General features: G+C 66.2%; 18 protein-coding genes. All 18 read left to right on the top strand.

Translation table 11 applies throughout. The features are described from left to right. Window position 1 precedes the first annotated feature (1 nt). The 18 genes from ccmD (at window position 2) to pstA (ending at window position 24254) form a co-directional block, all read left to right on the top strand. Entirely contained in the window at window positions 2-208 is a 207-nt protein-coding gene (ccmD, locus tag ACYVGS_RS01820) for a heme exporter protein CcmD (protein WP_460586921.1), read from the top strand. Further along, window positions 208-657, top strand: coding sequence for a cytochrome c maturation protein CcmE (ccmE, locus tag ACYVGS_RS01815; RefSeq protein WP_460586920.1), 450 nt, complete (start codon window positions 208-210; stop codon window positions 655-657). Before ccmD ends, ccmE begins: the two co-directional genes overlap by 1 nt. Beyond that, entirely contained in the window at window positions 654-2639 is a 1986-nt protein-coding gene (locus ACYVGS_RS01810; RefSeq protein WP_460586919.1) for a heme lyase CcmF/NrfE family subunit, read from the top strand. The genes ccmE and ACYVGS_RS01810 overlap by 4 nt, the downstream gene beginning before the upstream one ends. Next, entirely contained in the window at window positions 2623-3162 is a 540-nt protein-coding gene (locus ACYVGS_RS01805; RefSeq protein ID WP_460586918.1) for a DsbE family thiol:disulfide interchange protein, read from the top strand. The genes ACYVGS_RS01810 and ACYVGS_RS01805 overlap by 17 nt, the downstream gene beginning before the upstream one ends. Continuing rightward, a complete protein-coding gene (locus ACYVGS_RS01800) occupies window positions 3162-3635 on the top strand; it encodes a cytochrome c-type biogenesis protein (protein WP_460586917.1) in 474 nt (157 codons plus the stop codon). Before ACYVGS_RS01805 ends, ACYVGS_RS01800 begins: the two co-directional genes overlap by 1 nt. Next, window positions 3632-4822, top strand: a complete 1191-nt coding sequence (gene ccmI / locus ACYVGS_RS01795; RefSeq protein ID WP_460586916.1) for a c-type cytochrome biogenesis protein CcmI — start codon at window positions 3632-3634, stop codon at window positions 4820-4822. Before ACYVGS_RS01800 ends, ccmI begins: the two co-directional genes overlap by 4 nt. Window positions 4823-4957: 135 nt before the next feature. After that, window positions 4958-8452, top strand: a complete 3495-nt coding sequence (smc, locus tag ACYVGS_RS01790; RefSeq protein ID WP_460586915.1) for a chromosome segregation protein SMC — start codon at window positions 4958-4960, stop codon at window positions 8450-8452. Window positions 8453-8476: 24 nt separating this feature from the next. Then, on the top strand, window positions 8477-9559 hold the full coding sequence (gene zipA, locus ACYVGS_RS01785; RefSeq protein WP_460586914.1) for a cell division protein ZipA: 1083 nt from the start codon (window positions 8477-8479) through the stop codon (window positions 9557-9559). Window positions 9560-9568: 9 nt separating this feature from the next. After that, complete coding sequence (gene ligA, locus ACYVGS_RS01780) at window positions 9569-11593, top strand: NAD-dependent DNA ligase LigA (RefSeq protein WP_460586913.1); 2025 nt, start codon at window positions 9569-9571, stop codon at window positions 11591-11593. Further along, window positions 11590-12204 carry a transglycosylase SLT domain-containing protein gene (locus ACYVGS_RS01775; RefSeq protein WP_460586912.1) on the top strand — a complete coding sequence of 205 codons (615 nt, stop codon included), beginning with the start codon at window positions 11590-11592 and terminating at the stop codon, window positions 12202-12204. The genes ligA and ACYVGS_RS01775 overlap by 4 nt, the downstream gene beginning before the upstream one ends. A 172-nt stretch (window positions 12205-12376) precedes the next feature. Then, complete coding sequence (locus ACYVGS_RS01770; RefSeq protein ID WP_460586911.1) at window positions 12377-14158, top strand: FAD-dependent oxidoreductase; 1782 nt, start codon at window positions 12377-12379, stop codon at window positions 14156-14158. Window positions 14159-14161: 3 nt separating this feature from the next. After that, a complete protein-coding gene (locus ACYVGS_RS01765) occupies window positions 14162-16018 on the top strand; it encodes a 2-oxoacid:acceptor oxidoreductase subunit alpha (RefSeq protein ID WP_460586910.1) in 1857 nt (618 codons plus the stop codon). 4 nt (window positions 16019-16022) lie between these two features. Next, complete coding sequence (locus ACYVGS_RS01760; protein WP_460586909.1) at window positions 16023-17075, top strand: 2-oxoacid:ferredoxin oxidoreductase subunit beta; 1053 nt, start codon at window positions 16023-16025, stop codon at window positions 17073-17075. A 110-nt stretch (window positions 17076-17185) separates the two neighbouring features. Further along, on the top strand, window positions 17186-17896 hold the full coding sequence (gene phoB / locus ACYVGS_RS01755; protein WP_460586908.1) for a response regulator: 711 nt from the start codon (window positions 17186-17188) through the stop codon (window positions 17894-17896). Next, window positions 17893-19170: a phosphate regulon sensor histidine kinase PhoR gene (phoR, locus tag ACYVGS_RS01750; RefSeq protein ID WP_460586907.1), complete on the top strand. Its 1278-nt coding sequence runs from the start codon at window positions 17893-17895 to the stop codon at window positions 19168-19170. The genes phoB and phoR overlap by 4 nt, the downstream gene beginning before the upstream one ends. Before the next feature lie 78 nt (window positions 19171-19248). Beyond that, window positions 19249-20226, top strand: a complete 978-nt coding sequence (locus ACYVGS_RS01745) for a PstS family phosphate ABC transporter substrate-binding protein (protein WP_460586906.1) — start codon at window positions 19249-19251, stop codon at window positions 20224-20226. Window positions 20227-20313: 87 nt separating this feature from the next. Then, window positions 20314-22545, top strand: coding sequence for an ABC transporter permease subunit (locus tag ACYVGS_RS01740; RefSeq protein ID WP_460586905.1), 2232 nt, complete (start codon window positions 20314-20316; stop codon window positions 22543-22545). Further along, complete coding sequence (gene pstA, locus ACYVGS_RS01735; protein WP_460586904.1) at window positions 22545-24254, top strand: ABC transporter permease family protein; 1710 nt, start codon at window positions 22545-22547, stop codon at window positions 24252-24254. The genes ACYVGS_RS01740 and pstA overlap by 1 nt, the downstream gene beginning before the upstream one ends. Window positions 24255-24264 lie beyond the last annotated feature (10 nt).

Below are 24264 nucleotides of genomic sequence, written 5' to 3'. Positions count from 1 at the left end.
CATGTATTTCGAGTCCCTGTCGGCGGCACTGACCATGAATGGCCACGGGGCCTTTGTCTGGTCCGCCTACGCCATCACCGCGGTGGTGCTGGTGGGCATGCTGGTCGCCCCCTGGCGGCGACAGCGTAGAACCCTGCGGCAGTTGACGGGTCTATTGAAACGCGAGGCAGGGCAGCCGCCCCCCCGCGACAGGTCTCGGGAGGTCTGATGCATCCGGTTCGTCGACAGCGCCTGTTTCTGGTGCTTTTTATTGTGCTGGTCTCCACCGTGGCGATCAGCCTGGTGGCCTACGCCCTGCGCGGCAACATCAATCTGTTCTACCCGCCGGTGGAAGTGGCCCAGGGCAAGGCCCCGGTGGGTCAGAAAATCCGCGTTGGCGGGATGGTGGTGGAGGGCAGTGTCCAGCGCAGCAGCGACAGCCTGGAGGTGCGCTTCGAGGTCACCGACTACGAGGCGACGGTGCCGGTGGTATACACAGGCATTCTCCCGGACCTCTTCGACGAGGGGCAGGGTGCGGTAGCCGCGGGCAAACTGGACGAGCAGGGCGTCCTGCAGGCCAGTGAAGTGCTCGCCAAGCACGACGAGAACTACATGCCCCCGGAAGTGGCGGAGGCTTTGGAGGCGTCCAAGCAGCGGCGGATGGAGGCAGGGCAATGATTCCCGAGTTCGGACACTTCGCCCTGATCATCGCCCTGTGCCTGGCGGTGCTGTTGACCCTGGTGCCGCTCTGGGGTGCCTGGCGCCGCGACATCAACGCCATGGCCCTGGCCCCGGGGCTGGCCATGGGCCTGCTTGTGTTCACCGGGATCAGTTTCGCCTGCCTGGCGGCGGCTTTCCTCCAGGACGATTTCTCCGTCGAGGTGGTGGCCAACAACAGCAACAGCCTGCTGCCGGCCATGTACAAATTTTCCGCGGTGTGGGGTAACCACGAGGGCTCCCTGCTGCTCTGGGTACTGATTCTCGCCGGCTGGACCGCCGCGGTGGCGGTTTTCAGCCCCCAGTTGCCGCTGCTGATGCTGTCGCGGGTGCTGTCCATGATGGGCTTCGTCGCGGTCGGCTTCCTGTCCTTTTCCCTGTTCACCTCCAACCCCTTTGCGCGCCTGCTTCCCGGCACGCCGGCGGACGGGCAGGATCTCAATCCCCTGCTGCAGGACCCCGGGCTGATCATTCACCCGCCCCTGTTGTACATGGGTTACGTGGGGTTTTCGGTGGCCTTTGCCTTTGCCATTGCCGCCCTCCTGGGCGGGCGCCTGGACGCGGCCTGGGCCCGCTGGTCCCGGCCCTGGACCAACGTCGCCTGGGCTTTCCTCACCCTGGGCATCATGCTCGGCAGCTGGTGGGCCTACTACGAGCTGGGCTGGGGCGGCTGGTGGTTCTGGGATCCGGTGGAGAACGCCTCCTTCATGCCCTGGCTGGCGGGCACGGCCTTGCTGCACTCGCTGGCGGTGACCGAGAAGCGCGGGCTGTTCAAGAGCTGGACCGTGCTGCTGGCGATTTTCACCTTCTCGCTCAGCCTGCTCGGAACCTTCCTGGTGCGCTCCGGCGTGCTGACCTCGGTGCACGCCTTCGCTACCGATCCCGCCCGCGGCCTGTTCATCCTGGTCTTCCTGGGGATCGTGGTGGGCGGCTCGCTGACGCTCTACGCCCTGCGCGCGCCGGCGGTTAGCAGCCGGGTCGGCTTTGGCTGGCTGTCCCGGGAATCGCTGTTGCTGGTGAACAACGTGGTGTTCACCGTGGCCACACTGACGGTGCTGTTCGGCACGCTGTTCCCGCTGCTCATGGATGCGCTGGGGCAGGGCAAGTACTCCGTGGGGCCGCCGTACTTCAACGCGGTCTTCGTGCCCCTGATGGCCCTGCTGATGCCCTTCATGGGCATCGGTCCGCTGTCGCGCTGGAAGCAGGACAGCGTCCGTCGCTGGCGCCGTGAACTGCTGGTGCCGGCAATTGCCACGCTGGCCTGTGGCGTGACCCTGCCGCTGTTGCACGGCGACTACAATATCTGGGCGGCCCTGGCCATCCTGCTCGCCGCCTGGCTGCTGCTGGCCCTGCTGCGGGATCTCTGGAACCGGGTGAAAAACGCCAGTTCCCCGGTCGCGGGGCTGCGGCGCCTGGCGCCGAGCTACTGGGGCATGCTGGTCGCCCACCTGGGCTTTGCTGCCGCCGTGCTGGGGGTTGTGCTGACCAGCCAGTTCGCCATCGAGCGCGATATCAAGATGAGCCCCGGCGACCGCGAGACCCTGGCCGGCTACGAATTCCGCTTCCTCGAGGTGGGTGGTGTGCGCGGCCCCAACTACGTCGCCGACGAGGCCCGTTTTGCGGTCTACCGCGATGGCCGTGAGCTGGTGCGTCTGGCGCCCCAGAAACGCCGCTATCTGGCCAGTGGCGACATCATGACCGAGGCGGCGATCGACGCCGGCTTCTTCCGCGACCTGTTTGTCGCCATGGGCGAGCCGGTGGGCGAGGAGGGAGCCTGGGCCATCCGTCTGCACTACAAGCCCTTTGTCCGCTGGATGTGGGCCGGGGCCGTGCTGATGGCCATCGGTGGCTTCCTCACCGTCGCCGACCGCCGCTATCGTCGCCAGCGCCGGGCCGCGCGCGAGCGCCTGCGGGAGGAGGCTGCCCATGGGGCCCAGGCTTAAGCTCTTCCTGCCGCTGCTGCTGTTTGTGGTGCTGGCGGCCTTCCTCTTTCGCGGCCTGTCCCTGGACCCGCGGGAGTTGCCCTCGGCGCTGATTGACAAGCCCTTTCCCGCCTTCCGCCTGGCGGCCCTCGAGGACGGTCGCGAGCTGACGCGGGAGTCGGTCACCGGCCGCGCTGCCCTGTTCAATGTCTGGGCCACCTGGTGTATTTCCTGCCGTGTGGAGCACCCCTACCTGGAGCAGCTCGCCGGCGAGGGCATCCCCATCTACGGGGTCAACTACAAGGACAACGACGAGGCGGCACGCCGCTGGCTGGCGGACCTGGGCGACCCCTACGTGCTGAACATCGTCGATCGCGAGGGTACCCTGGGTCTCGACCTGGGCGTCTACGGGGCGCCGGAAACCTACCTTGTCGACGCGGCGGGGGTGATTCGCTATCGCCATGTCGGGGTCATCGACGAGCGCGTCTGGCGCAGCACCCTGGAGCCGCTGTGGCGTGAAATCACGGCGGGAGGAGAGATTTGATGCGGCTGCGATGGATACTGCTGGCGCTGTTTGCCGGCCTGTGGCTCGCGGGTCCGGCGCTGGCCGTGATCGAGACCTATGAATTCAGTGACCCCGCCCTGGAGGAGCGCTACCGGGCGCTGAGCCAGGAGCTGCGCTGTCCCAAGTGCCAGAACCAGAACATTGCCGATTCCAACGCGCCGATATCCCAGGACCTGCGCCGGCAGCTCTATCAGCAGCTGGAAGCGGGTGCCAGCGATGCGGAGATTCTCGAGTACATGGTGGCCCGCTACGGCGAGTTCGTGCGCTACCGCCCGGAGTTCAGTCGCGCCACCGCGCTGCTCTGGCTGGCGCCCGCGCTGATGCTGGCCATCGGTGCCGCCGTGCTCGGGGTGATGCTGCACCGCCGGCGCCGGGCGGTCTCGGCGCCCCTGGATGACAGCGAACGCCAACGCCTGGCGGCACTCATTGACAGCGCGGAGAAAAAATCGTGACGACCTTCTGGCTGGCCTGCGCGGCGCTGGTGCTCTTCAGTGGTGTCTTTTACCTCCGGCCCGGCAAGGTCCGGCAGCGCCCGCTTGACGATACCCGCGAGGCCAACCTCGAGTGGTACCGCCTGCGCCAGCGCGAACTCAGCGAGTCGGGCGAGCAGGACCTGGAGGCCGATGCCCAGTTGCGTCTGTTGGAGGATGCGCCGGAAGCCAATGAGCGCGCGCCGCTCCGCGGGCAGCGCCGCTTTCCGGCCTGGCTCCTGCTGCCCCTGGTGGCACTGCTTTCGGCAGCGCTTTATTACCAGCTGGGGGGCGCTGCGGATGTGCAAATCGCCGAGCGCCTGCAGGCCCTGGACGAGCACACCGAAGAGGCCGACCTGCTGGCCCTGATGGCGCATATCGAAGCGCGCGCGGAGCAGCGCCCGGAGAATATTCACTACCGCTCTCTGCTCGGGCGTTTCCATATGGGGCGCGGCAACTACCGCGCTGCCGCGGCCCACTACGATCAGTTGCTGGAGGCAGCCCCGGAAGATCCCCAGGCCCTGGCCTATGCGGCCCAGGCCCGCTATCTGGCCGCCGGGCGCGAACTCGACAGCCGGGCGCAGGCCATGGCGGAGCAGGCCCTGTCCATCAACCCGCACCAGCGCACCGCCCTGGGGCTGCTGGGAATGGTCTCCTTCGAGCGCGAGCAATACCGCGCCGCGATCCAGTACTGGGAGCGCCTGCTGGCCATGGAGGCACCGGGCAGCGAGGGTGCCGAGATGATCGCCGGGGTGATTGACCAGGCGCGGCGAGCGCTGGGTGAGCCACCGGCTGAGGCCGGTGCGCCGCCCGCGGCCGATGGCGGCGCGGGTGTGACGGTCGCTGTCAGCCTGCCTCCCGGGGCCGAACTGGACCCCCGCGACACGGTCTTCGTGCTGGCGCGCAAGGCCGAGAGCGACAGCCGCATGCCGATCGCCGTGCAGCGCCTGCAGGCGGGTCAGCTGCCGGTGACCCTGCGCCTGGACGACCGCAGCTCCATGGCCGGGCAAAAGCTTTCCGAGGCGGAGTCGGTCGTGGTCGTGGTACAAGTGTCGCCCGACGGTACCCCCGGCGAGGCCAGCGCCACCTGGCTGGGCCGCGCCGGGCCCCTGAGTCCCTCGATGTCGGAGGAGGCGCTTCCCGTGGTGCTGGAGCCCCGTCCAGGCTGAATGCTGCCAGCACCGTCCCGGCTATAGAGTATCGCCGGGAAGTTGGATACACTGTGAGCCAGTCGGCCGGGAAATGTCCCCTGGTGCGGAATTTCCTTGATTTTCAGCTGGATAAGCTCATAACTTAAAGTCAGCATGCGATTAAAATCCATCAAACTGGCCGGCTTCAAATCCTTTGTCGACCCCACCACGGTGAGCTTCCCCAGCAATATGTGCGCGGTGGTGGGCCCCAACGGCTGTGGCAAGTCCAATGTCATCGATGCCGTGCGCTGGGTGATGGGGGAGAGTTCCGCCAAGAATCTGCGCGGCGAGTCGATGACCGATGTCATCTTCAACGGCTCGGTCAACCGCCAGCCCGTTGGCCAGGCCTCCATCGAACTGGTCTTCGACAACAGTGACGGCGGTGTCGGCGGGGAGTACGCCCGCTACGCGGAGATTTCCATCAAGCGCCTGGTTACCCGCGACGCACAGTCCGAGTACTACCTCAACGGCACCCGCTGCCGGCGCCGGGACATCACCGATATCTTCCTCGGCACCGGCCTGGGGCCGCGCAGCTACGCGATTATCGAGCAGGGCATGATTTCCCGGCTGATCGAATCGCGGCCGGAGGAGCTGCGCATCTTCATCGAAGAGGCCGCGGGCATTTCCAAGTACAAGGAGCGCCGCAAGGAGACCGAGTCGCGCATGCGGCGCACCCTGGAAAACCTCGAGCGCCTCACCGACCTGCGCGACGAGCTGGAGCGCCAGTTGCAGCACCTGCAGCGGCAGGCCCAGGCGGCGGAAAAGTACACCGAGATGAAGGCCGAAGAGCGCCAGAAGAAGGCGCAGCTGCTGGCCCTGCAATACCGCGAGCTGGACGGGCAGCTGGGCGACTGTCGCCGCGCCATCGGTGAGCTGGAAGTTCGCCTGGAGGCGGTCAACGCCGAACACCGCCAGGTGGACGCGGCCATCGAGCGCCACCGCGAGGCCTTCAGCGAGCGCAGCGACGCCTTCAATCAGGTGCAGGGCACCTACTACAGCCTGGGGGCGGAAGTGGCCCGCCTGGAGCAGACCCTCAAGCACCAGCAGGAGCGCGGTCAGCAGTTGCACGAGGACCTGCGCCAGACGACCGAGGCGCTGGCGGAGTCGCGCAGCCACCTGGATCAGGATGAAGAAAAGCTGCTGGTTGCGGAAGAGGAGCTGGAGCAGCTGGCTCCGGACCTGGACATGCTGGCCGCGGTGGAGGAGGAGTCCGCCGAGGCCCTGCTGCAGGCGGAAGAGGCGATGTCCCGCTGGCAGCAACGCTGGGACGAGTTCAATCAGGTGGCGGCGGAGCCCCGCCAGCAGGCGGAGGTGCAACAGAGCCGCATCCAGCACCTGGAGCAGGCTCAGCAGCGTCTGCAGCGCCGCATCCTGCAGCTCGAGGAAGAGCAGGGCGGCCTGGCCGAGGGGCCCCGGGAGGGGCTGGACGCCCTGGAGGAGGAAATTGCCCGCAGCGAAGAGCTGATGGCGCGCCACGAGGCGGAGGCGGAGACCCTGGGTCAGCAGCTGGCGGATGTGCGCGAGCGAGATGCCGGGCTTTCCAGCCAGCTGAACGAGGCCCGCTCCAGCCTGCAGCGTCTGCAGGGCCGGCAGTCCTCCCTGGAGGCACTGCAGCAGGCCGCGCGGGAAGACAGTGATCGCGGGGTGCGCGACTGGCTGGCCAGTCGCCAGCTCGACCAGCGGCCCCGGCTGCTGGATCAGATTCAGGTGAGTGCCGGCTGGCAGCTGGCGGTGGAAACCGTGCTCGGTGACAGCCTGCAGGCGGTCGAGGTCGACGATCTCGGCGAGTTTGTCGAGGCCCTGGCCGACCTGGAAAGCGGGCAGCTGGTACTGGTGGAGTCGGCCGCGCACCGGGACGCGGCGGCGGAAACCCTGGCGTCGCAGGTCAGTGGCAGCGCCGCTGCCTCGGGTCTGCTGGCCGGTATCTACACGGCGGCGGACCTTCCGGCAGCGCTGGCGCGCCGGGTCAGCCTGGCCGAGGGCGAGTCGGTGATTACCCCCGAGGGCATCTGGCTGGGGCGCCACTGGGTGCGCTGCAGTCGCCAGGCCGGGGAGCAGGGTGGTGTGATCGAGCGCCAGCAGGTACTGGAGGCCCTGGCCGAGGATATCGCCGCGACCGAGGCGCGGGTGGAAACCCTGGAGGAAGAACAGGCGGCCGCGCGGGAGCAGCTGGAAAGCCTGGAGGAATCCCGCCGCGAGGCGCAGCGGGAGCTGCAGGCCGCCACCCGCCAGCATTCCGAGCTGGGGGCGCGCCTTTCCGCCCAGCGCGCTCGCCAGGAGCAGATTCAGGCCCGCCGCGAACGCCTGGGCGAGGACATCAGCGAGACCCGGGAGCAGTTTCAGCACGAGCAGGAGGCGATGGCCGAGGCCCGTCTGCTGCTGTCCGAGGCCATCGAGCGCATGGAGAGCGACTCCCGTCAGCGGGAGGCCCTGCTCACCGAGCGCGATCAGGTGCGCGGGCAGCTCGACGGGGTGCGTCAGAAGGCCCGCCACGACAAGGATCAGGCGCACCAGGCCGCCATGCGGCACCAGTCCCTGCAGACCCAGGTCCAGGCGGTGCGCGAGGCGATCCAGCGCGCGCGGGGTCAGATGCAGCAGCTCGAGGAGCGCCGGGCGAGCCTCGCCAGCTCGCTGGAAGAAAACGACAATCCCCTCGAGGACGTGCGCTTGGCCCTCGAGGAGCAGCTGGAGCAGCGCCTGGAGGCCGAGGCGGAACTGAGCCGCGCGCGGGACGCCGTGGCCGAGGTGGAGCAGGCCCTGCGCACGGCCGAGCGCGAGCGCGCCGGTATCGAACAGCGCGTCGGCGAGGTGCGCGGGGAATTGGAGCAAGTGCGTCTGCGCCAGCAAACCCTGCAGGTGCAGCGGGATACCGTGCTGCAGCAGCTGCGCGAGGGTGAGCATGACCTCGAGGCGGTGCTCGCCGCTCTTCCCGAGGAGGCCAGCCAGCAGGCATGGCAGTCGGAGCTGGAAAAACTGGCGGCGCGAATCAGCCGCTTGGGGCCGATCAACCTGGCCGCCATCGAGGAATACAGCCAGCAGTCGGAGCGCAAGCACTACCTGGATGCCCAGAACGAAGACCTCGAGGCCGCACTGGAAACCCTGTCGGCGGCGATCCGCAAGATCGACAAGGAGACCCGCAGCCGCTTCCGGGACACCTTCGACCGGGTCAACAGCGGCCTGCAGGAACTGTTCCCGCGGGTTTTCGGGGGGGGTAGCGCCTATCTGGAGATGACCGGCGAGGACCTGCTGGACACCGGTATTTCGATCATGGCGCGCCCGCCGGGCAAGAAAAACAGTACCATCCACCTGCTGTCGGGGGGAGAGAAGGCCCTGACCGCCATTGCCCTGGTCTTTTCGATCTTCCAGCTCAATCCGGCGCCGTTCTGTATGCTGGACGAGGTGGATGCGCCCCTGGACGACGCCAATGTCGGGCGCTATGCGCGGATGGTCAAGGAGATGTCGGAAAAGGTACAGTTCATCTATATCACCCACAACAAGATCTCCATGGAGATGGCAGATCAGTTGATGGGGGTGACCATGCACGAGCCGGGGGTGTCGCGGCTGGTGACAGTGGACGTCGAGGAGGCGGCCGAACTGGCGGCGAGTTAGGCGAGGGTAGCGTACGCGATCGAGATGGAACTGACTCTACGGGACTGGATGGTAATCGTCGGTGTCTTGCTGATCCTGGCGGTCTTGCTGGACGCCGGCCGGCGTATCCTGCGCGAGCGGCGGGCCGAGGTGCGCCTGAAGCTCTCCCGCAGCGATCAGCGTGAACTGGACCCGGAAGACCTGGGCATCAGTTCGCCCCGGGTCGTGCCGCGACACTCGCCGCCGCCCGAGGGGCTACGGGTGGGTCGCGGTGCGGCACAGGCCGAGCCCGCTTCGGCGCCGGCTGCCGGCGAGATGCACCCGCGGGACCAATCCGCCAGCGAGGCGGCGGCGCAGGCCATGGCCGCCTCGGCCGCCCGGCGCGAAGGGGCGGCCAGCGCCGAGCCGTCGAGCTCGGACGGCGACCCGGCTGAGGCCGCGGGAGAGGCTGTCGCCTCGCCCGAGCCCGCGCCCGCACGCGAACGGGGTTTTCGCCGCGGGCGGCGGCGCGACGCAGCGCCACCGCGCCGCGAGCCGGTCCTGTCCGCGGCTTCGGTGGACCCGGAGGCGGCCAGCGATGTGGACCCGGCGCCCCCGGAACCGGAAAACCTGGACTGGCTGGACGCCCTGGACGCCGCGCCCGCCAGTCCCGAGCCTGCGGCAGCGGCTGCAGTGCCGCCCCGGGATGTCGAGCCGGAAGTGTTCATGCTCAATGTGGTGTCCCGTCGCCCAGAGGGTTTTGCCGGCGAGGATATCCTGCACATCCTGCTTGCCTGCGACCTGCGATTCGGCGAGATGAGCTTTTTCCACCGGCACGAGCAGGAGGCCGGCCGCGGGCCGATCCAGTTTTCCGTGGCCAACATGCTCAAGCCGGGTGTCTTCGACATCGACAACATGGCCGATTTCCGCACCCAGGGCCTGACTTTTTTCCTGACCCTGCCGGGGCCGCAGAACATGATGCGCGCCTTTGACTACATGCTGGAGACGGCGCAAACCGTCGCCCGCAATCTGGACGGCGACGTGCTCGACGAGACCCGCTCGGCCCTGACCCGGCAGACCCTGGAGCACCACCGCCAGCGCATTCGCGAGCTGGAGCGCCGTCTGCTCCTGGCCCAGCCTCCCCGCTAGGAGCCCCCGGTGACACCCCAGGAGGAAATTGCCCGGCTGCGGCGTCAGCTCGAGGACTGGAACTACGCCTACTACGTCCTCGATGCGCCCGAGGTGCCCGACGCGGAGTACGATCGCAGTTTCCGGCGCCTGCAGGTCCTGGAGCGGGAACACCCGGAACTGGTGACACCCGACTCGCCGACCCAGCGGGTCGGTGCCGAGCCGCTGAGCCAGTTTGGCGAGGTGCGCCACGAAGTCCCCATGCTCTCGCTCGACAATGCCTTCAGCGCCGAGGAGCTGCGCGATTTTGATCGCCGGGTCCGTGAGCGCCTGGGGGCCGGTGACGAAGCGGTGGAATACGCCTGCGAGCCCAAGCTGGACGGTGTCGCGGTGAGCCTGCTCTACGAGTCGGGTCGACTGGTGCGCGGGGCTACCCGGGGCGACGGCACGACGGGCGAGGACATTACTCATAACGTGCGTACCGTGGCCTCGGTGCCCCTGCGCCTGCGCGGCAAGGGGTACCCGGAGCTGCTGGAGGTCCGGGGCGAAATCTACCTGCCCCGGGAGGGTTTTGAGCGCATCAATAACGAGGCGCGAGAGCGCGGCGAGAAAATTTTTGTCAATCCGCGCAATGCCGCCGCCGGCAGTCTGCGCCAGCTGGATGCTTCGGTAACCGCACGCCGGCCGCTGCAGATGTGCTGCTACAGCGTCGGCCTGTTCCGCGGTGGCGAGATGCCCGACCGCCACTCCGAGATTCTCGACCGCCTGCATCGCTGGGGTCTGCGCCTCAATCCCGAATCGAAGGTGGTCCACGGCGTGGAGGCCTGCGAGGACTACTACCAAAGCCTCGCGGAGCGTCGCGATGGTCTCCCCTACGATATCGACGGCATTGTCTACAAGGTGAACGACCTCGGCGCACAGCAGCGTCTGGGCTTCGTCTCCCGCGCGCCGCGCTGGGCGATCGCCCGCAAGTTTCCGGCCCAGGAAGAGGCGACCCGGGTGGTGGCGGTGGAGTTCCAGGTCGGTCGCACCGGGGCGATCACGCCGGTGGCGCGCCTGGAACCGGTGTTTGTCGGGGGCGTCACCGTCAGCAACGCCACCCTGCACAACTTTGACGAAATAGAGCGCCTGGGCCTCCAGGTCGGGGACCGGGTGATCGTGCGCCGCGCCGGCGACGTGATTCCCCAGGTGGTTTCGGTGATTGCCGCCGACCGGCCCGCTGACGCCCGCGCGGTGCAGGCCCCGGAGGCCTGCCCGGTGTGCGGTTCGCCGGTGGAGCGGGAAGAGGAGGGCGCCGTTCTGCGCTGCCTGGGGGGGCTGATTTGCCAGGCGCAGCAAAAGGCCGCGATTCGTCATTTTGTCTCGCGCCGCGCCATGGATATCGACGGACTTGGCGAGAAGCTGGTCGAGCAGCTGGTGGATCGCGAGCTGGTCGCCACGGTGGCCGACCTCTACCGGCTGCCGCGGGAAGCCTGGCTGTCCCTGGAGCGGATGGGGGAGAAGTCGGTCGACAATTTGCTGGCGGCGCTGGAGGCGAGCAAGGACACCACGCTGCCGCGCTTCATCTTTGCCCTGGGTATCCGGGAGGTCGGGGAGGCAACGGCCAATAACCTGGCCAGCCATTTCGGCAGTTGGGAGGCCCTGGCCGCCGCCGACGAGGAGGCGCTGCTCGAGGTGCCCGACGTCGGGCCTGTGGTGGCCGACCACCTGCGGCAGTTCCTCGATTCCCGCGACAACCTCGCGGTCGTCGGGGCACTGCGGGAGGCGGGTGTGCACTGGCCGGACGTGGCGCGTCCGCCGCGGGAGCAGCTGCCCCTGGACGGTCAGACCTGGGTGGTCACCGGCAAGCTGGAGGCTCTCGACAGGAATGCCGCCAAGGCGCGCCTGGAGGCCCTGGGTGCCCGGGTCGCCGGCAGTGTCTCGGCCAAAACCCACACGGTGGTCGCCGGGCCGGGGGCCGGCTCCAAGCTGGGCAAGGCCGAGGAGCTGGGGGTGCCGGTGATCGACGAGGCGGCCTTCCTGGACCTCCTCGCGCGCCACGGAGCGCAGCCGTGAGGGCGCTCTGGCGAGGCCTGCTACTCGCCGCGGTCCTGCTGGGGACGGGCTGCGCCACCGCGCCGCCGGTGAATGTCGACAATTTGTGCAGCATTTTTCGCGACAAGGATGACTGGTACGCGGAGGCCGCCGATGCCCGCGAGAACTGGGGCAGCCCGATTCCGGTGATGATGGCGATCATGTACCAGGAGTCCCGTTTCCAGGCCAAGGCCAGGCCGCCGCGCGGGCGCATTCTCTGGGTCATTCCGGGGCCGCGACCCTCGGATGCCTACGGCTACAGCCAGGCGCTCAAGTCCACCTGGGCCGAGTACGAGGAAAGCGCCGGCCGCTGGAGTGCCAGCCGCAGCGACTTCGGCGACGCCATCGACTTTATCGGCTGGTACAACGACCGTTCCCGGCACCGCAGCGGAATTCCCTCAGACGATGCCTATCGCCTCTACCTCGCCTATCACGAGGGTCACGGCGGTTACAATCGCGGCACTTACCGCGACAAGCGCTGGCTGCAGAGCGTGGCCCGGCGGGTCGATGATCGCGCCCGGCGCTATCGCGGGCAGCTGGCCAGTTGCGAGGAGGAGCTGAAGCGACAGAGCCGCTGGTTTGGCCTGTTCTGATGCAGTTCAAAAAGTCGCCGCGATGCCCTGAAATCACCTGCCAATGGATGGGAAAGGTGCGCATTTATACGCATTGCTGGATGCAAACTTGAGTGAAATGTGACAGTATTTGCGGCTGCCTGTGCCCGCGTGCGGGCACTCAATTCCATTTTGGAGCCCACAGGCCAGAGCAGTGAAACCTACCGATATTTCCAACCCCGAATACTTCCACAAGGTCGTTGATTGTCAGTACGCCTGTCCGGCACATACCCCTGTGCCCGAGTACATCCGGCTGATTGCCGCAGGCCGCTACGACGACGCCTACATGATCAACTGGGAATCCAACGTGTTCCCCGGCATCCTGGGGCGCACCTGTGATCGCCCCTGCGAACCCGCCTGTCGACGCGGTCGCATCGCCAAGGGCGAGGAGCCGGTGGCGATTTGCCGGCTCAAGCGGGTCGCGGCGGACAACAAGATGGATATCCGTGCGCGCCTGCCGAAGATTCCCGAGAAAAAGAACGGCAAGCGCATCGCCCTGATCGGTGCCGGTCCGGCGTCCCTGACGGTGGCGCGTGACCTCATGCCACTGGGCTACAGCATCGACATCTACGACAACCAGCACGCGGGTGGCGGCATGATGCGCAGCCAGATTCCCTCCTTCCGCCTGCCGGGCGAGGTGCTGGACGAGGAAGTGAATTACATCCTCGACATGGGTGTGGTGAGCTTCTTCAACACGGAAGTGGACAGCCTCAAGGAAGTGCTCGACAAGGACTACGACGCCGTCTTCGTCGGCACCGGGGCCCCCCGGGGCAAGCTGCTGCAGCTGCCGGGCCTGGAAGAGGCCGGCAAGCAGGTGCACATCGGCATCGAGTGGCTGGCCAGCGTGGCCTTCGAGCACACCGAGAGCATTGGCAAGCGCGTCCTGGTCCTGGGTGGCGGCAACACGGCAATGGACTGCTGTCGTACCTCCCGTCGCCTGGGTGGCGAGGATGTGCGGGTGGTGGTGCGCAGCCCCTTCGCCGACATGAAGGCCTCGCCCTGGGAAAAAGAGGATGCCATGCACGAGGGCATCCCGATTTACGACAACCACACGCCCAAGGAATTTGTCATCGAGGATGGCAAAATGACCGGCATGCTGTTCGAGAAGGTCGAGGCGGTCTACGACGAGAACGGCAAGCGCAGCCTGGTGCCCACCGGCGAGGACCTGGTGTTCATGCCCGCCGATGAGGTGCTCATGGCCATCGGCCAGGAGAACTCCTTCCCCTGGATCGAGCGGGACATCGGCATCGATTTCGACAAGTGGGACATGCCGGTACTGGATGCGACCACCTTCCAGTCCAGCAACCCGCGGGTCTTTTTCGGTGGCGACGCCGCCTTCGGTCCGGAAAACGTGATCACCGCCGTGGCCCAGGGCCACCAGGCGGCGGTCAGCATCGACCTCTTTTGCCGCGGCGAGGATGTCTCCCAGCGTCCGGACCCCTACACCAACCTGGTCAGCCAGAAGATGGGCATCCACGAGTGGAGCTACGACAACTCGGTGGAGAATGACCCGCGCTACGTGGTCCCGCTGGCACCGCTGGAAGAGACCCTGCGCAACCGCAAGCTGGAAGTCGAACTGGGCTTCGACCAGGATACCGGTTTCAAGGAAGCCGAGCGCTGCCTGAACTGCGACGTGCAGACCGTGTTCGATGCCCCGCGCTGCATCGAGTGCGACGCCTGCGTGGACGTCTGCCCCACCGACTGTATTACCTTCACGGAAAACGCCGAGGAAGAGGAGGCGCTGCGCCAGCGTCTCAATGCGCCCGCGGGCAACCTGGCCCAGGACCTCTACGTTTCCACCGAGCTGCCCACCCGCCGGGTGATGGTCAAGGACGAGAACGTGTGCCTGCACTGTGGTCTGTGTGCCGAGCGTTGCCCGACCACGGCGTGGGACATGCAGAAATTCCTCTACAGCGTTACCAAGGCAGGACTCTGAACCATGCAATCCCTGCAATCCGTCAACGAATTCGTCATCAAGTTCGCCAACGTGAATGGCACCGGCTCCGCCAGTGCCAACAACCTCTTCGCCAAGGCGATCTTCCGAATGGGCGTGCCGGTGTGCCCGAAGAACATCTTCCCCTCGAACATCCAGGGGCTGCCGACCTGGTACGAAGTGCGGGTCAGCGAGCGCGGTTACCTGGGCCGTCGGGGCGGCGTGGACATCATGCTCTCGGTCAACCCCCAGAGCATGCCCCAGGACATCCGCGAAGTGGAGCCGGGCGGCTATTTCATCTACGACAATACCAAGCCCCTCGACCTGCGCCTGGTGCGCAATGACGTCAACATCATCGGGCTGCCGCTGACCCGGATCTGCAACGACGAGTACAAGGATCCGCGCCAGCGCCAGCTGTTCAAGAACGTGATCTACGTCGGTGCCCTGGCGGCCCTGCTGGACATGGATTTCGCCGTGCTCACCGGGCTGGTCAGCGATCAGTTCAAGGGCAAGGACAAGCTGATCCTGCCCAATATCCACGCCCTGGAGCTGGGCTACCAGTACGCCAAGGAAAACTTTGCCTGCCCGATCGGCGTGCGCGTGCGCACCGCGGACAAGGTGGGCGACAAGGTCCTACTCGACGGCAATACGGCCCTCGGTCTGGGCGCCATCTACGGCGGCGCCACGGTTGCCGCCTGGTACCCGATCACGCCTTCCACCTCGGTGGTGGATGCCTACGAGAAGTATGCCAAGCGCCTGCGTATCGATCCGGGCACCGGCCGCAAGAACTACGCCATCGTGCAGGCGGAGGACGAACTGGCGGCGATCGGCATGGTGGTTGGCGCCAGCTGGAACGGCGCGCGGGCTTTCACCGCCACCAGCGGCCCCGGTCTCTCGCTGATGGCGGAGTTCCTCGGTCTGGCTTATTTCGCCGAGATCCCCACGGTGCTCTTTGACGTGCAGCGGGCGGGTCCCTCTACCGGCATGCCCACGCGCACCCAGCAATCGGACATTCTGGCGGCGGCCTACGCCTCCCACGGGGATACCAAGCAGGTACTGCTCTTCCCCTCGACGCCGAAGGAGTGCTTTGACTTTGGCGCCCTGTCCTTCGACCTGGCGGAGCGTCTGCAAACCCCGATCATCCTGATGACCGACCTCGACCTGGGCATGAACGACAACATGTCCGAGCCGCTGGAATGGGACGACGAGCGTCGCTACGACCGCGGCAAGGTACTCAATGCCGAGGACCTTGACCGCATGGAGCGCTTCGGCCGCTACCTGGACGTCGATGGCGACGGTATCTGCTACCGCACCATCCCCGGTACCCACCCGGAGAAGGGCGCCTTCTTCACCCGGGGGACATCCCGGGACGAGTACGCGGTCTACACCGAGCGGGGCGAGGAATACGCCAAGAACATGCAGCGGCTGCTGGCCAAGTGGGAAACCATCAAGGAGTGGGTGCCCAAGCCGATCGAGCAGGACTGTGGACAGGACACCGACACCGCGGTGCTCTACTTTGGTACCAGCGAGGAGTCGGCCCGGGAAGCTCTGGATTACCTGGCCGAGGACGGCCTGCGCATCAACGCCATGCGCGTGCGTGCCTTCCCCTTCAACCGCGATGTGGAGGCCTTCCTGGAGCGTCACGAGCGTGTCTTCGTCATCGAGCAGAATCGCGACGCCCAGCTGCGCACCCTGCTGATGGCCGAATTCGAACTCGGGCCGGACAAGCTGAAATCGGTGCTCTGCTACGACGGCACCCCGATCAGCGCCCGCAACATCCGCCAGCAGATCCTGCAGCAGATGCCCGGCCACAACGTGACACCATTGCGCCGCGACCGCCTGGTCAGCGCCGCAGGAGAGTAAGCGCATGAGTTACCAGATTCCCAAGTTCCGTCACCCCGACCTGCCGGTCAATGAGCTCGGTTACACCCGTGCCGACTACGAGGGTGCCATTTCGACCCTGTGTGCCGGCTGCGGCCACGACTCCATCAGCGGTTCCATCGTGCGCGCCTGCCACGAGCTGAACCTGGAGCCCCACCGCATCGCCAAACTGTCCGGGATCGGCTGTTCCTCCAAGGCGCCGACCTACTTCCTGGGCAAGTCTCACGGCTTTAACTCGGTCCACGGGCGCATGCCCTCGGTGGTCACCGGGGCGGCCATGGGCAATCGCGATCTGCTCTACCTGGGTGTGTCCGGGGACGGTGATACCGCCTCCATCGGCATGGGCCAGTTTGCCCACGCCATCCGCCGCAACCTGAACATGGTGTATATCGTCATGAACAACGGTTGCTACGGCCTGACCAAGGGGCAGGACTCGGCGACCGCCGACGAAGGCTCCGCCAGCAAGAAGGGCGACCCCAACCCCTTCTCCGCCATCGACCTGCCGGGCCTGGCCCTGCAGCTCGGCGCGACCTTCGTGGCGCGCAGCTTCTCCGGCGACAAGGGGCAGCTGGTACCGCTGATCAAGGCGGCCATGTCCCACCGCGGCTTCGCCCTGATTGACGTGGTCTCGCCCTGCGTGACCTTCAACAACAATGCGGGCTCCACCAAGAGCTACGAGTTCGTGCGCGAACACGCCGAGGCCACCGGTACCGTGGACTTCGTACCGATGCGTGAGGAAATCACCGCCCACTACGCGCCCGGCACCGGCACCGAGGTGACCCTGCACGATGGCTCCGTGCTGCACCTGGAGAAGCTTGACGAGGAACTCGATCCCTTCGACCGGCTCTCCGCGATGGTGGCGATCGAGAAACACCGCGCGGCGGGGGAGATCCTGACCGGGCTGATCTATATCGACAAGGACTCCCGGGATCTGCACGATGTGCTGGAAACCTCCCGCAGGCCCCTCAATACCCTGACCGAGGAAGACCTGTGTCCGGGCAACAAGGTGCTGGCCAACATCAACAGCAGCCTCCGCTAGGCGGCCGCTGCACCGACAAAGCGGCGGGAAATCGCCGCTTTGTCACACTGTTGTCACAAAAACCCTCTCTAATACGCAGTTTATGGTGTCCGGAGGGGAGATTGTGACCAATGAATGAACGCAAGGTACTGATCGTCGACGACGAGTTCGCCATCCGGGACATGTTGCGGATGGCCCTGGAAATCGCCGACTTTCGCTGCCTCGAGGCGGAAAACATCCACGACGCCTACACCCTGATCGTGGATGAACGCCCGGATATCGTCCTGCTGGACTGGATGTTGCCCGGGGGCAGCGGCCTGGAGTTGCTGCGCCGTCTCAAGCGCAACGATACGACCCGGGAGTTGCCGGTGATCATGCTGACTGCCAAGAGTGCCGAGGATAATGTGATCCAGGGTCTCGATGTCGGTGCCGATGACTACATTACCAAGCCCTTTGCCCCGCGCGAGCTGATTGCCCGCATCAAGGCCCTGCTGCGGCGCACCAGTGGCGGCGACGAGCAGGAGCGCCTGCAGGTTTCCGAGCTGGTGCTGGAGGGTGAGAGCCGGCGGGTGTTCCTGGGGGAAGACCCCCTGGACATGGGCCCCACGGAATTCAACCTCCTGCAGTTCTTCATGTCCCACCCCGAGCGGGCCTACACCCGCAGCCAGTTGCTGGATCACGTCTGGGGGGCCAATGTCTATGTGGAAGAGCGCACGGTCGACGTGCATATCCGCCGCCTGCGCAAGGCGCTGCAGAGCCCCGCACACGATTACAGTGACCTGATCCAAACGGTGCGCGGCACGGGCTACCGCTTCTCCTCCCGGGGAGCCGGCAACCGGTGAGGGCACGGGTGACCTGGCTGGTGGAACTGCGCCGCCTGGTCCTGCTGGTCCTCCTGGCCCTGGCCCTGGGCTGGCCCCTGGGTTATCCCTTTCAGGTCCTCTCCGGGCTCTTGCTGCTGCTCTTGCTGCGCTGGCTGGTGCAGCTGAAGCGCCTGCGCGCCTGGCTCGATTCTCCGGATGTGGAGCCGCCCGAGGCGCGGGGTATCTGGGGCGATTTTTACGACCGCCTCTACAGTTTGCGCCGGGAAAGCCGCGAACAGCAGACATTGCTGCAGTCGCGCCTGGACTACCTGCAGGACTCCCTGTCGTCGATGCAGGATGCGGCGGTGATGGTGTCGGCCAGTGGCGCCATCGAGTGGTGCAACAGCGCGGCCCAGAAGCTGCTCGGCCTGCGTTTTCCCAAGGATCGTGGCCAGGCGCTGCTCAACCTGGTGCGCCTGCCGGAGTTTCACCGCTATTTTCTGGCCGAGGATTACAGCCTGCCCCTGCAGGTGCGCCTGGGCAGCGAGCGCGAGCAGTACCTGCAGTTCAGTATCAGCCGCTTTGGCAACAATGATCGACTGGTATTTGCCCGGGACGTGACCCGCGAGGCGCGCCTCGAAAACATGCGGCGCGATTTTGTCGGCAATGTCTCCCACGAGCTGCGCACGCCGCTGACCGTGATCAAGGGTTACCTGGAGACACTCCTGGGCCAGCCGGAGCAGGTGCCCGAACGTCTGCAGCGACCGCTGGGTCAGATGGCCCAGCAGGCGGAGCGGATGGAGGCGCTGTTGCGGGATCTGCTCTGGCTGACCCGCATCGAAAGCGTGCAGCCGCGGGAACGGCGGGAGTCGGTCAACGTGGGCCAGCTGCTGCGTGAATTGCAGTCGGAGCTGGCCACATCGCATCCCCAGCGGCGGGTGGAGTTCCGGGTCGAGACGGAGGCCAGCGTGCCCGGGGATTTGCGCGAGCTGCACAGTGCCATCTCCAACCTGGTGCTCAATGCGATCAAGTACAGCCCGGATGACAGTTGTGTGACAGTCACCTGGGCCGAGGAGCCGGATGGCCTGCGGCTGTCGGTCCAGGACCAGGGGGTGGGTATCGAGGCGAGCCACATTCCCCGGCTCACCGAGCGTTTCTACCGGGTCGATGACAGTCGCTCCTCGCGTACCGGGGGCACGGGGCTCGGCCTGGCCATCGTCAAGCATGTCGCCGCCAATCACCAGGCCCAGCTGCAGATCGAGAGCCGGCCGGGCAAGGGCAGCACCTTCAGCCTGTGGTTTCCGCGCGGCTGACATGCCAGTGTCATCATTCTGTCATATATTGGGGGTAACGTGAGCGCCGAACACAGTCACAGCTTATGGAGCCTACCCATGCTGATACAACGTTTCGTCAAGCAATCGCTGGTCGCCCTGGGCGCCGCTTTCCTCGCCCACACTGCCGCCAGCGTTGAGGTCGACCCGGCCCTGGAGGACTACCAGGTGGCCAGCGGCGTTTCCGGCAACCTGTCCAGTATCGGCTCGGACACCCTGGCCAATCTGATGACCCTGTGGGCGGAAGAATTCAAGCGTGCCTACCCCAACGTCAATATTCAAATTCAGGCGGCGGGATCGTCCACGGCACCGCCGGCGCTGACCGAGGGTACCGCCAATCTCGGCCCCATGAGCCGCGACATGAAAGACAAGGAAATCGAGGCCTTCGAAAACCGCTATGGCTACAAGCCGACCGCGGTTCCGGTCGCCATAGATGCCCTGGGTGTCTACGTGCACAAGGACAATCCGATCGAGTCGCTGAGCATCGCCGAGGTGGATGCCATTTTCTCGTCCACCCGCCGTTGCGGCGCCCTCGAGGGTGTCGATCGCTGGGGCCAGCTGGGCCTGACCGGTGCCTGGGAGAATCGCGACATCCAGCTCTTCGGCCGCAACTCGGTATCCGGCACTTACGGTTACTTCAAGACCGAGGCCCTGTGCAAGGGTGACTTCCGCAACACGGTCAATGAACAGCCGGGCTCGGCCTCGGTGGTACAGTCGGTGTCCACCTCGATCAATGGCATCGGGTACTCCGGCTTCGGCTACCGGACGTCGAGCGTGCGGGCAGTGCCTCTGAGCCGGCAGGCCGGCGGAGAAGCCTTCGCCGCCACCGCGGAAAATGCAACCAGCGGCCGTTATCCGCTGTCGCGCTTCCTCTACGTCTACGTGAACAAGGACCCCAACAAGGCCCTTTCGCCGATGGAGCGCGAGTTCTTCAAGCTGGTGTTCTCGCGCCAGGGCCAGGAAGTGGTCGCCAAGGACGGCTATATCCCGCTGCCGGCCGCGGTAGTCGAGCGCTATAGCGCGCAGCTCGGCCTGTAAGGCTGGCCGACGTCATCTAGCCCCGCGGGAGCGGGCCCGGCACGGGCCGCTCCCGGATTCATTACCACGCGCGAGAGGGAGCCACCCTTGTCCAGCCTGACTGAGCACCTGTCCCCACGTACCAACCAGTGGCGCCGCATCAAGGACCGCATTGCGACGGTCTCGGTGACTGCCGGTGGTGCCGGGGTGCTGTTTGCCATCCTGCTGATCTTCTTCTACCTGCTCTACGAGGTTGTACCACTGTTCAGTGGCGCGTCAGTCGAAGCGCGCGAACCGGTCGCCACGAGCCTGCGGAGTGCGCCGATGTACCTCGCGGTAGAGGAGCAGGGGGAGCTGGCACTGGCGGTCAGCGGGCAGGGCGTGGCCCATTTCCTGCGCCTCTCGGACGGCAGCACGGTGTTGCGGGAAGCGCTGGATCCTGCCCTGGGCAGCCCCGACCTGGTGGTCGCCGAGAGTGCCGAGAGCCGCCTGTTCGCCGCTGCCTGGCGCAATGGCGAGGTCGCCCTGTTCCAACACCAATACCGGCTGACCTACCCCGGCGGCGAGCAGGTCGTGACGCCGCGGCTGGAGTCGGTCGAGCGGCTGCAGCTGGCGGAGGAGCCGCTGGTATCACTGACTTTCGCCAATACCGACGACGCCCTGGTGCTGGTCGGCGGCACTCGCAGCGGCGCCTGGGTCGGCGCGCGCCTGGTCCGCGAGGAGAACTTCCTCAGTGGCGAGGTCACCACCCGTGTGGAGAGCCTGCCGCTGCCGGCGATGCCGGTGCAGGGGGCCACCATCCATCTCTCGGGCGACCAGCGCTGGCTCTATCACGTCGATGCCACCGGCGCCTTCACTGTGCTCGACCTGCAGGCCCGGGATGCCAGCGGGCTGGCGGCGGTGGTGAGCCGCGGCAGGCTGTTTCAGGAACCGGGGCGCCTGCAGACCTCGACCATGCTGCTCGGCGGCATCTCCCTGCTGGCCAGCTCCGACCGCGGAGAGCTGGTCCAGGCCTTCATGGTTCGCGACCCCGGGGAAGGCCACCGCTTGCAGCGCATTCGCAGTTTCGATACCGACGGCGTGCCGGCGCAGCAGCTGGTGCCCGAGCACCGTCGCAAGGGTTTCCTCAGCCTGGGCAGCGACGACACCCTGCAGATCTTCCACACGACGGCCCACCGGCGGGTGCTGAATGAGACGATCGCTACCGGGGCAGCGCCGGCGGCCATCGCGCCCCGGGGCGACCTGTTGGTGCAACTGCAGGCCGATGGCCAGTTGCACAGCTGGGAGCTGCACAACAAGCATCCGGATATCTCCTGGACGGCTCTCTGGGACGAGGTGTGGTACGAGAGTTACGACGAGCCGGCACACATCTGGCAATCCTCGGCGTCGGACAACGATTTCGAACCCAAGCTGAGTTTTGCGCCTCTCGCTTTTGGCACGCTCAAGGCGGCTTTTTACACCATGCTGATCGCCGCCCCCCTGGCCATTTGCGGGGCAATCTACACCGCCTACTTCATGGCCCCGGCCCTGCGTCGCAAGATCAAGCCCCTGGTGGAGCTGATGGAAGCTCTGCCCACGGTGATTCTGGGCTTCCTGGCGGGCCTGTGGCTGGCGCCCCTGGTGGAGGACAAGCTGACGGCGGTGGTGACACTGTTGCTGGCCATGCCGGTGGGTGTTCTGCTGTTCGCCTTCCTGTGGTCGCGCCTTCCCCTGTCGGTGCGGGCCCGGGTGCCCGAGGGATGGCACGCCGCGGTGCTGGTGCCGGTGGTCATTTTTATCGGCTACGTGAGCTTTGCCGGTAACGACGCCCTGGAGCTGTGGCTGTTTGGCGGTGACATGCGCCGCTGGGTGACCAATGAGCTGGGGATTCCCTTTGACCAGCGCAACTCCCTGGTGGTGGGTATTGCCATGGGCATGGCCGTGATCCCGACCATTTTCTCGATCGCCGAGGACGCCATCTTCTCCGTGCCCCGGCACCTGAGTTACGGCAGTCTCGCCCTCGGGGCGACCCCCTGGCAAACCCTGGTGGGCGTGGTTCTGCCCACCGCCAGCCCGGGTATTTTCTCCGGTCTGATGATTGGCCTGGGGCGTGCGGTGGGCGAGACCATGATCGTGCTGATGGCCACCGGCAACACCCCGATCATGGACGCCAACATCTTTGAAGGCATGCGCACCCTGTCCGCCAACATCGCCGTGGAGATTCCCGAGGCCGAGGTCGACAGCACGCATTACCGGGTGCTCTTCCTCGCCGCCTTCGTGCTCTTCCTGTTCACGTTTGTCGTCAATACCGCGGCGGAGATTGTCCGCCAGCGGCTGCGCATCAAGTACGGGTCCCTGTAATGGACAAGCAACAGTACCAGGATATCCACGCCACCAACCGGGGCCGCCAGCAGGGCTGGTTACGCAGCGGCGAACCGATGATCTGGCTGAACGCTGCGGCCGTGAGCGTGAGTATCATCGCCGTGGTGGGGCTGCTCCTGCTGCTGGCGGTGCGCGGTCTCGGCCACTTCTGGCCAGCCGACGTGCTGTCGGTGGACGTGGAGTACCAGGGCCAGACGCGCGCATTGCTGGGCGAGGTGGTCGAGCAGGTTGAAGTGTCCGGGGAGCAGCTGCGCGAGGCCGGTTTTGAACTCAGCGGGCCGGGACCCTTTTATCAGCGTACCTTGCTCAAGCAGGGCAACCGGGACGCCTTGGGGACAGACTTCGTCTGGCTGATTGACGAGCAGTTTGCCAATCTTGCCTGGCCCGAGGGCGTGATGGTTCTCGAGCGCCTGGAGTGGGGCAACTTCTACGGTTATCTGCGCAGCGTCACCCCGCGGGGCGGGCCGGCGGTAGATGCCACCGACGAACCGCAGCGGGCCTGGGAGACCTTGCAGGCGCTGATCGCCGAGACGGTGTCGGTCAGGGAGAATATCCGCGAGATCGAGCAGGGCGCTATCGGAGCCATCAACCACGACCTCGAGCGGCTGCGCCTGCGCGAACGCGGCCTGGAGATGCGCGGTGAACTCGATGCCGCCGCCCAGGCCGAGCTGGCGGAGGAGCGGGCGACACTGGATGCCCGCTTCCGCAGTCTGCAGGACGAACTGAACGCCCTCTACGAATCCATCCGCGGCCATCAAATCGAGGCGGAGCTGGCGAACGGCCAACTCAGGCAGCTGCCCATCGCACAGATTGTTCGCGCCTACCGGCCCAATGCGCTGGGGCCGGTGGAAAAACTGGGCCTCTACGCGGAGCGCCTGTGGGAGTTCCTTTCCGACGAGCCCCGGGAGGCAAACACCGAAGGCGGGGTTTTTCCGGCGATGTTCGGTACCGTGCTGATGGTCATCCTGATGTCGATCATCGTTACCCCCTTTGGTGTGGTGGCCGCTGTCTACCTGCGGGAATACGCGGGCCAGGGCCTGGTGACGCGCACGATTCGCGTTGCGGTAAACAACCTGGCGGGGGTACCGTCGATTGTTTACGGGGTCTTTGGTCTCGGCTTCTTCGTGTACTTTGTCGGCGGCGAGCTGGATCAGCTGTTCTTTCCCGAGTCCCTGCCGCGGCCGACTTTCGGGACTCCGGGTTTGATGTGGGCCTCGCTGACCCTGGCATTGTTGACCCTGCCGGTGGTTATCGTCGCGACGGAGGAGGGGTTGACCCGGATCCCCAAGGCGGTCCGCGAGGGCAGCCTGGCCCTCGGGGCGACCCGGGCGGAAACCCTGTGGCGCGTGGTACTGCCGATGGCCAGCCCGGCCATGATGACCGGGCTGATCCTGGCCGTGGCCCGCGCCGCCGGCGAGGTGGCACCGCTGATGCTGGTGGGTGTGGTCAAGCTGGCGCCCACGCTGCCCCTGGATGGCAACTACCCCTTCCTGCACCTCGATCAGAAGTTCATGCACCTGGGCTTTCACATTTATGATGTCGGCTTCCAGAGCCCCAATGTGGAGGCCGCCAGGCCCCTGGTCTACGCCACGGCTTTCCTGCTGGTGGTGATCATTGCCCTGCTCAACCTGGCCGCTGTCAGCCTGCGCAATCGCCTGCGCGAGCGCTACAAATCACTGGAACATTAGGAGTTTTCCA

It is taken from the genome of Haliea atlantica, assembly GCF_054779855.1.
Note: the sequence above shows the minus strand (reverse complement) of the source record. Positions and strands in the feature narration are given on the sequence as shown.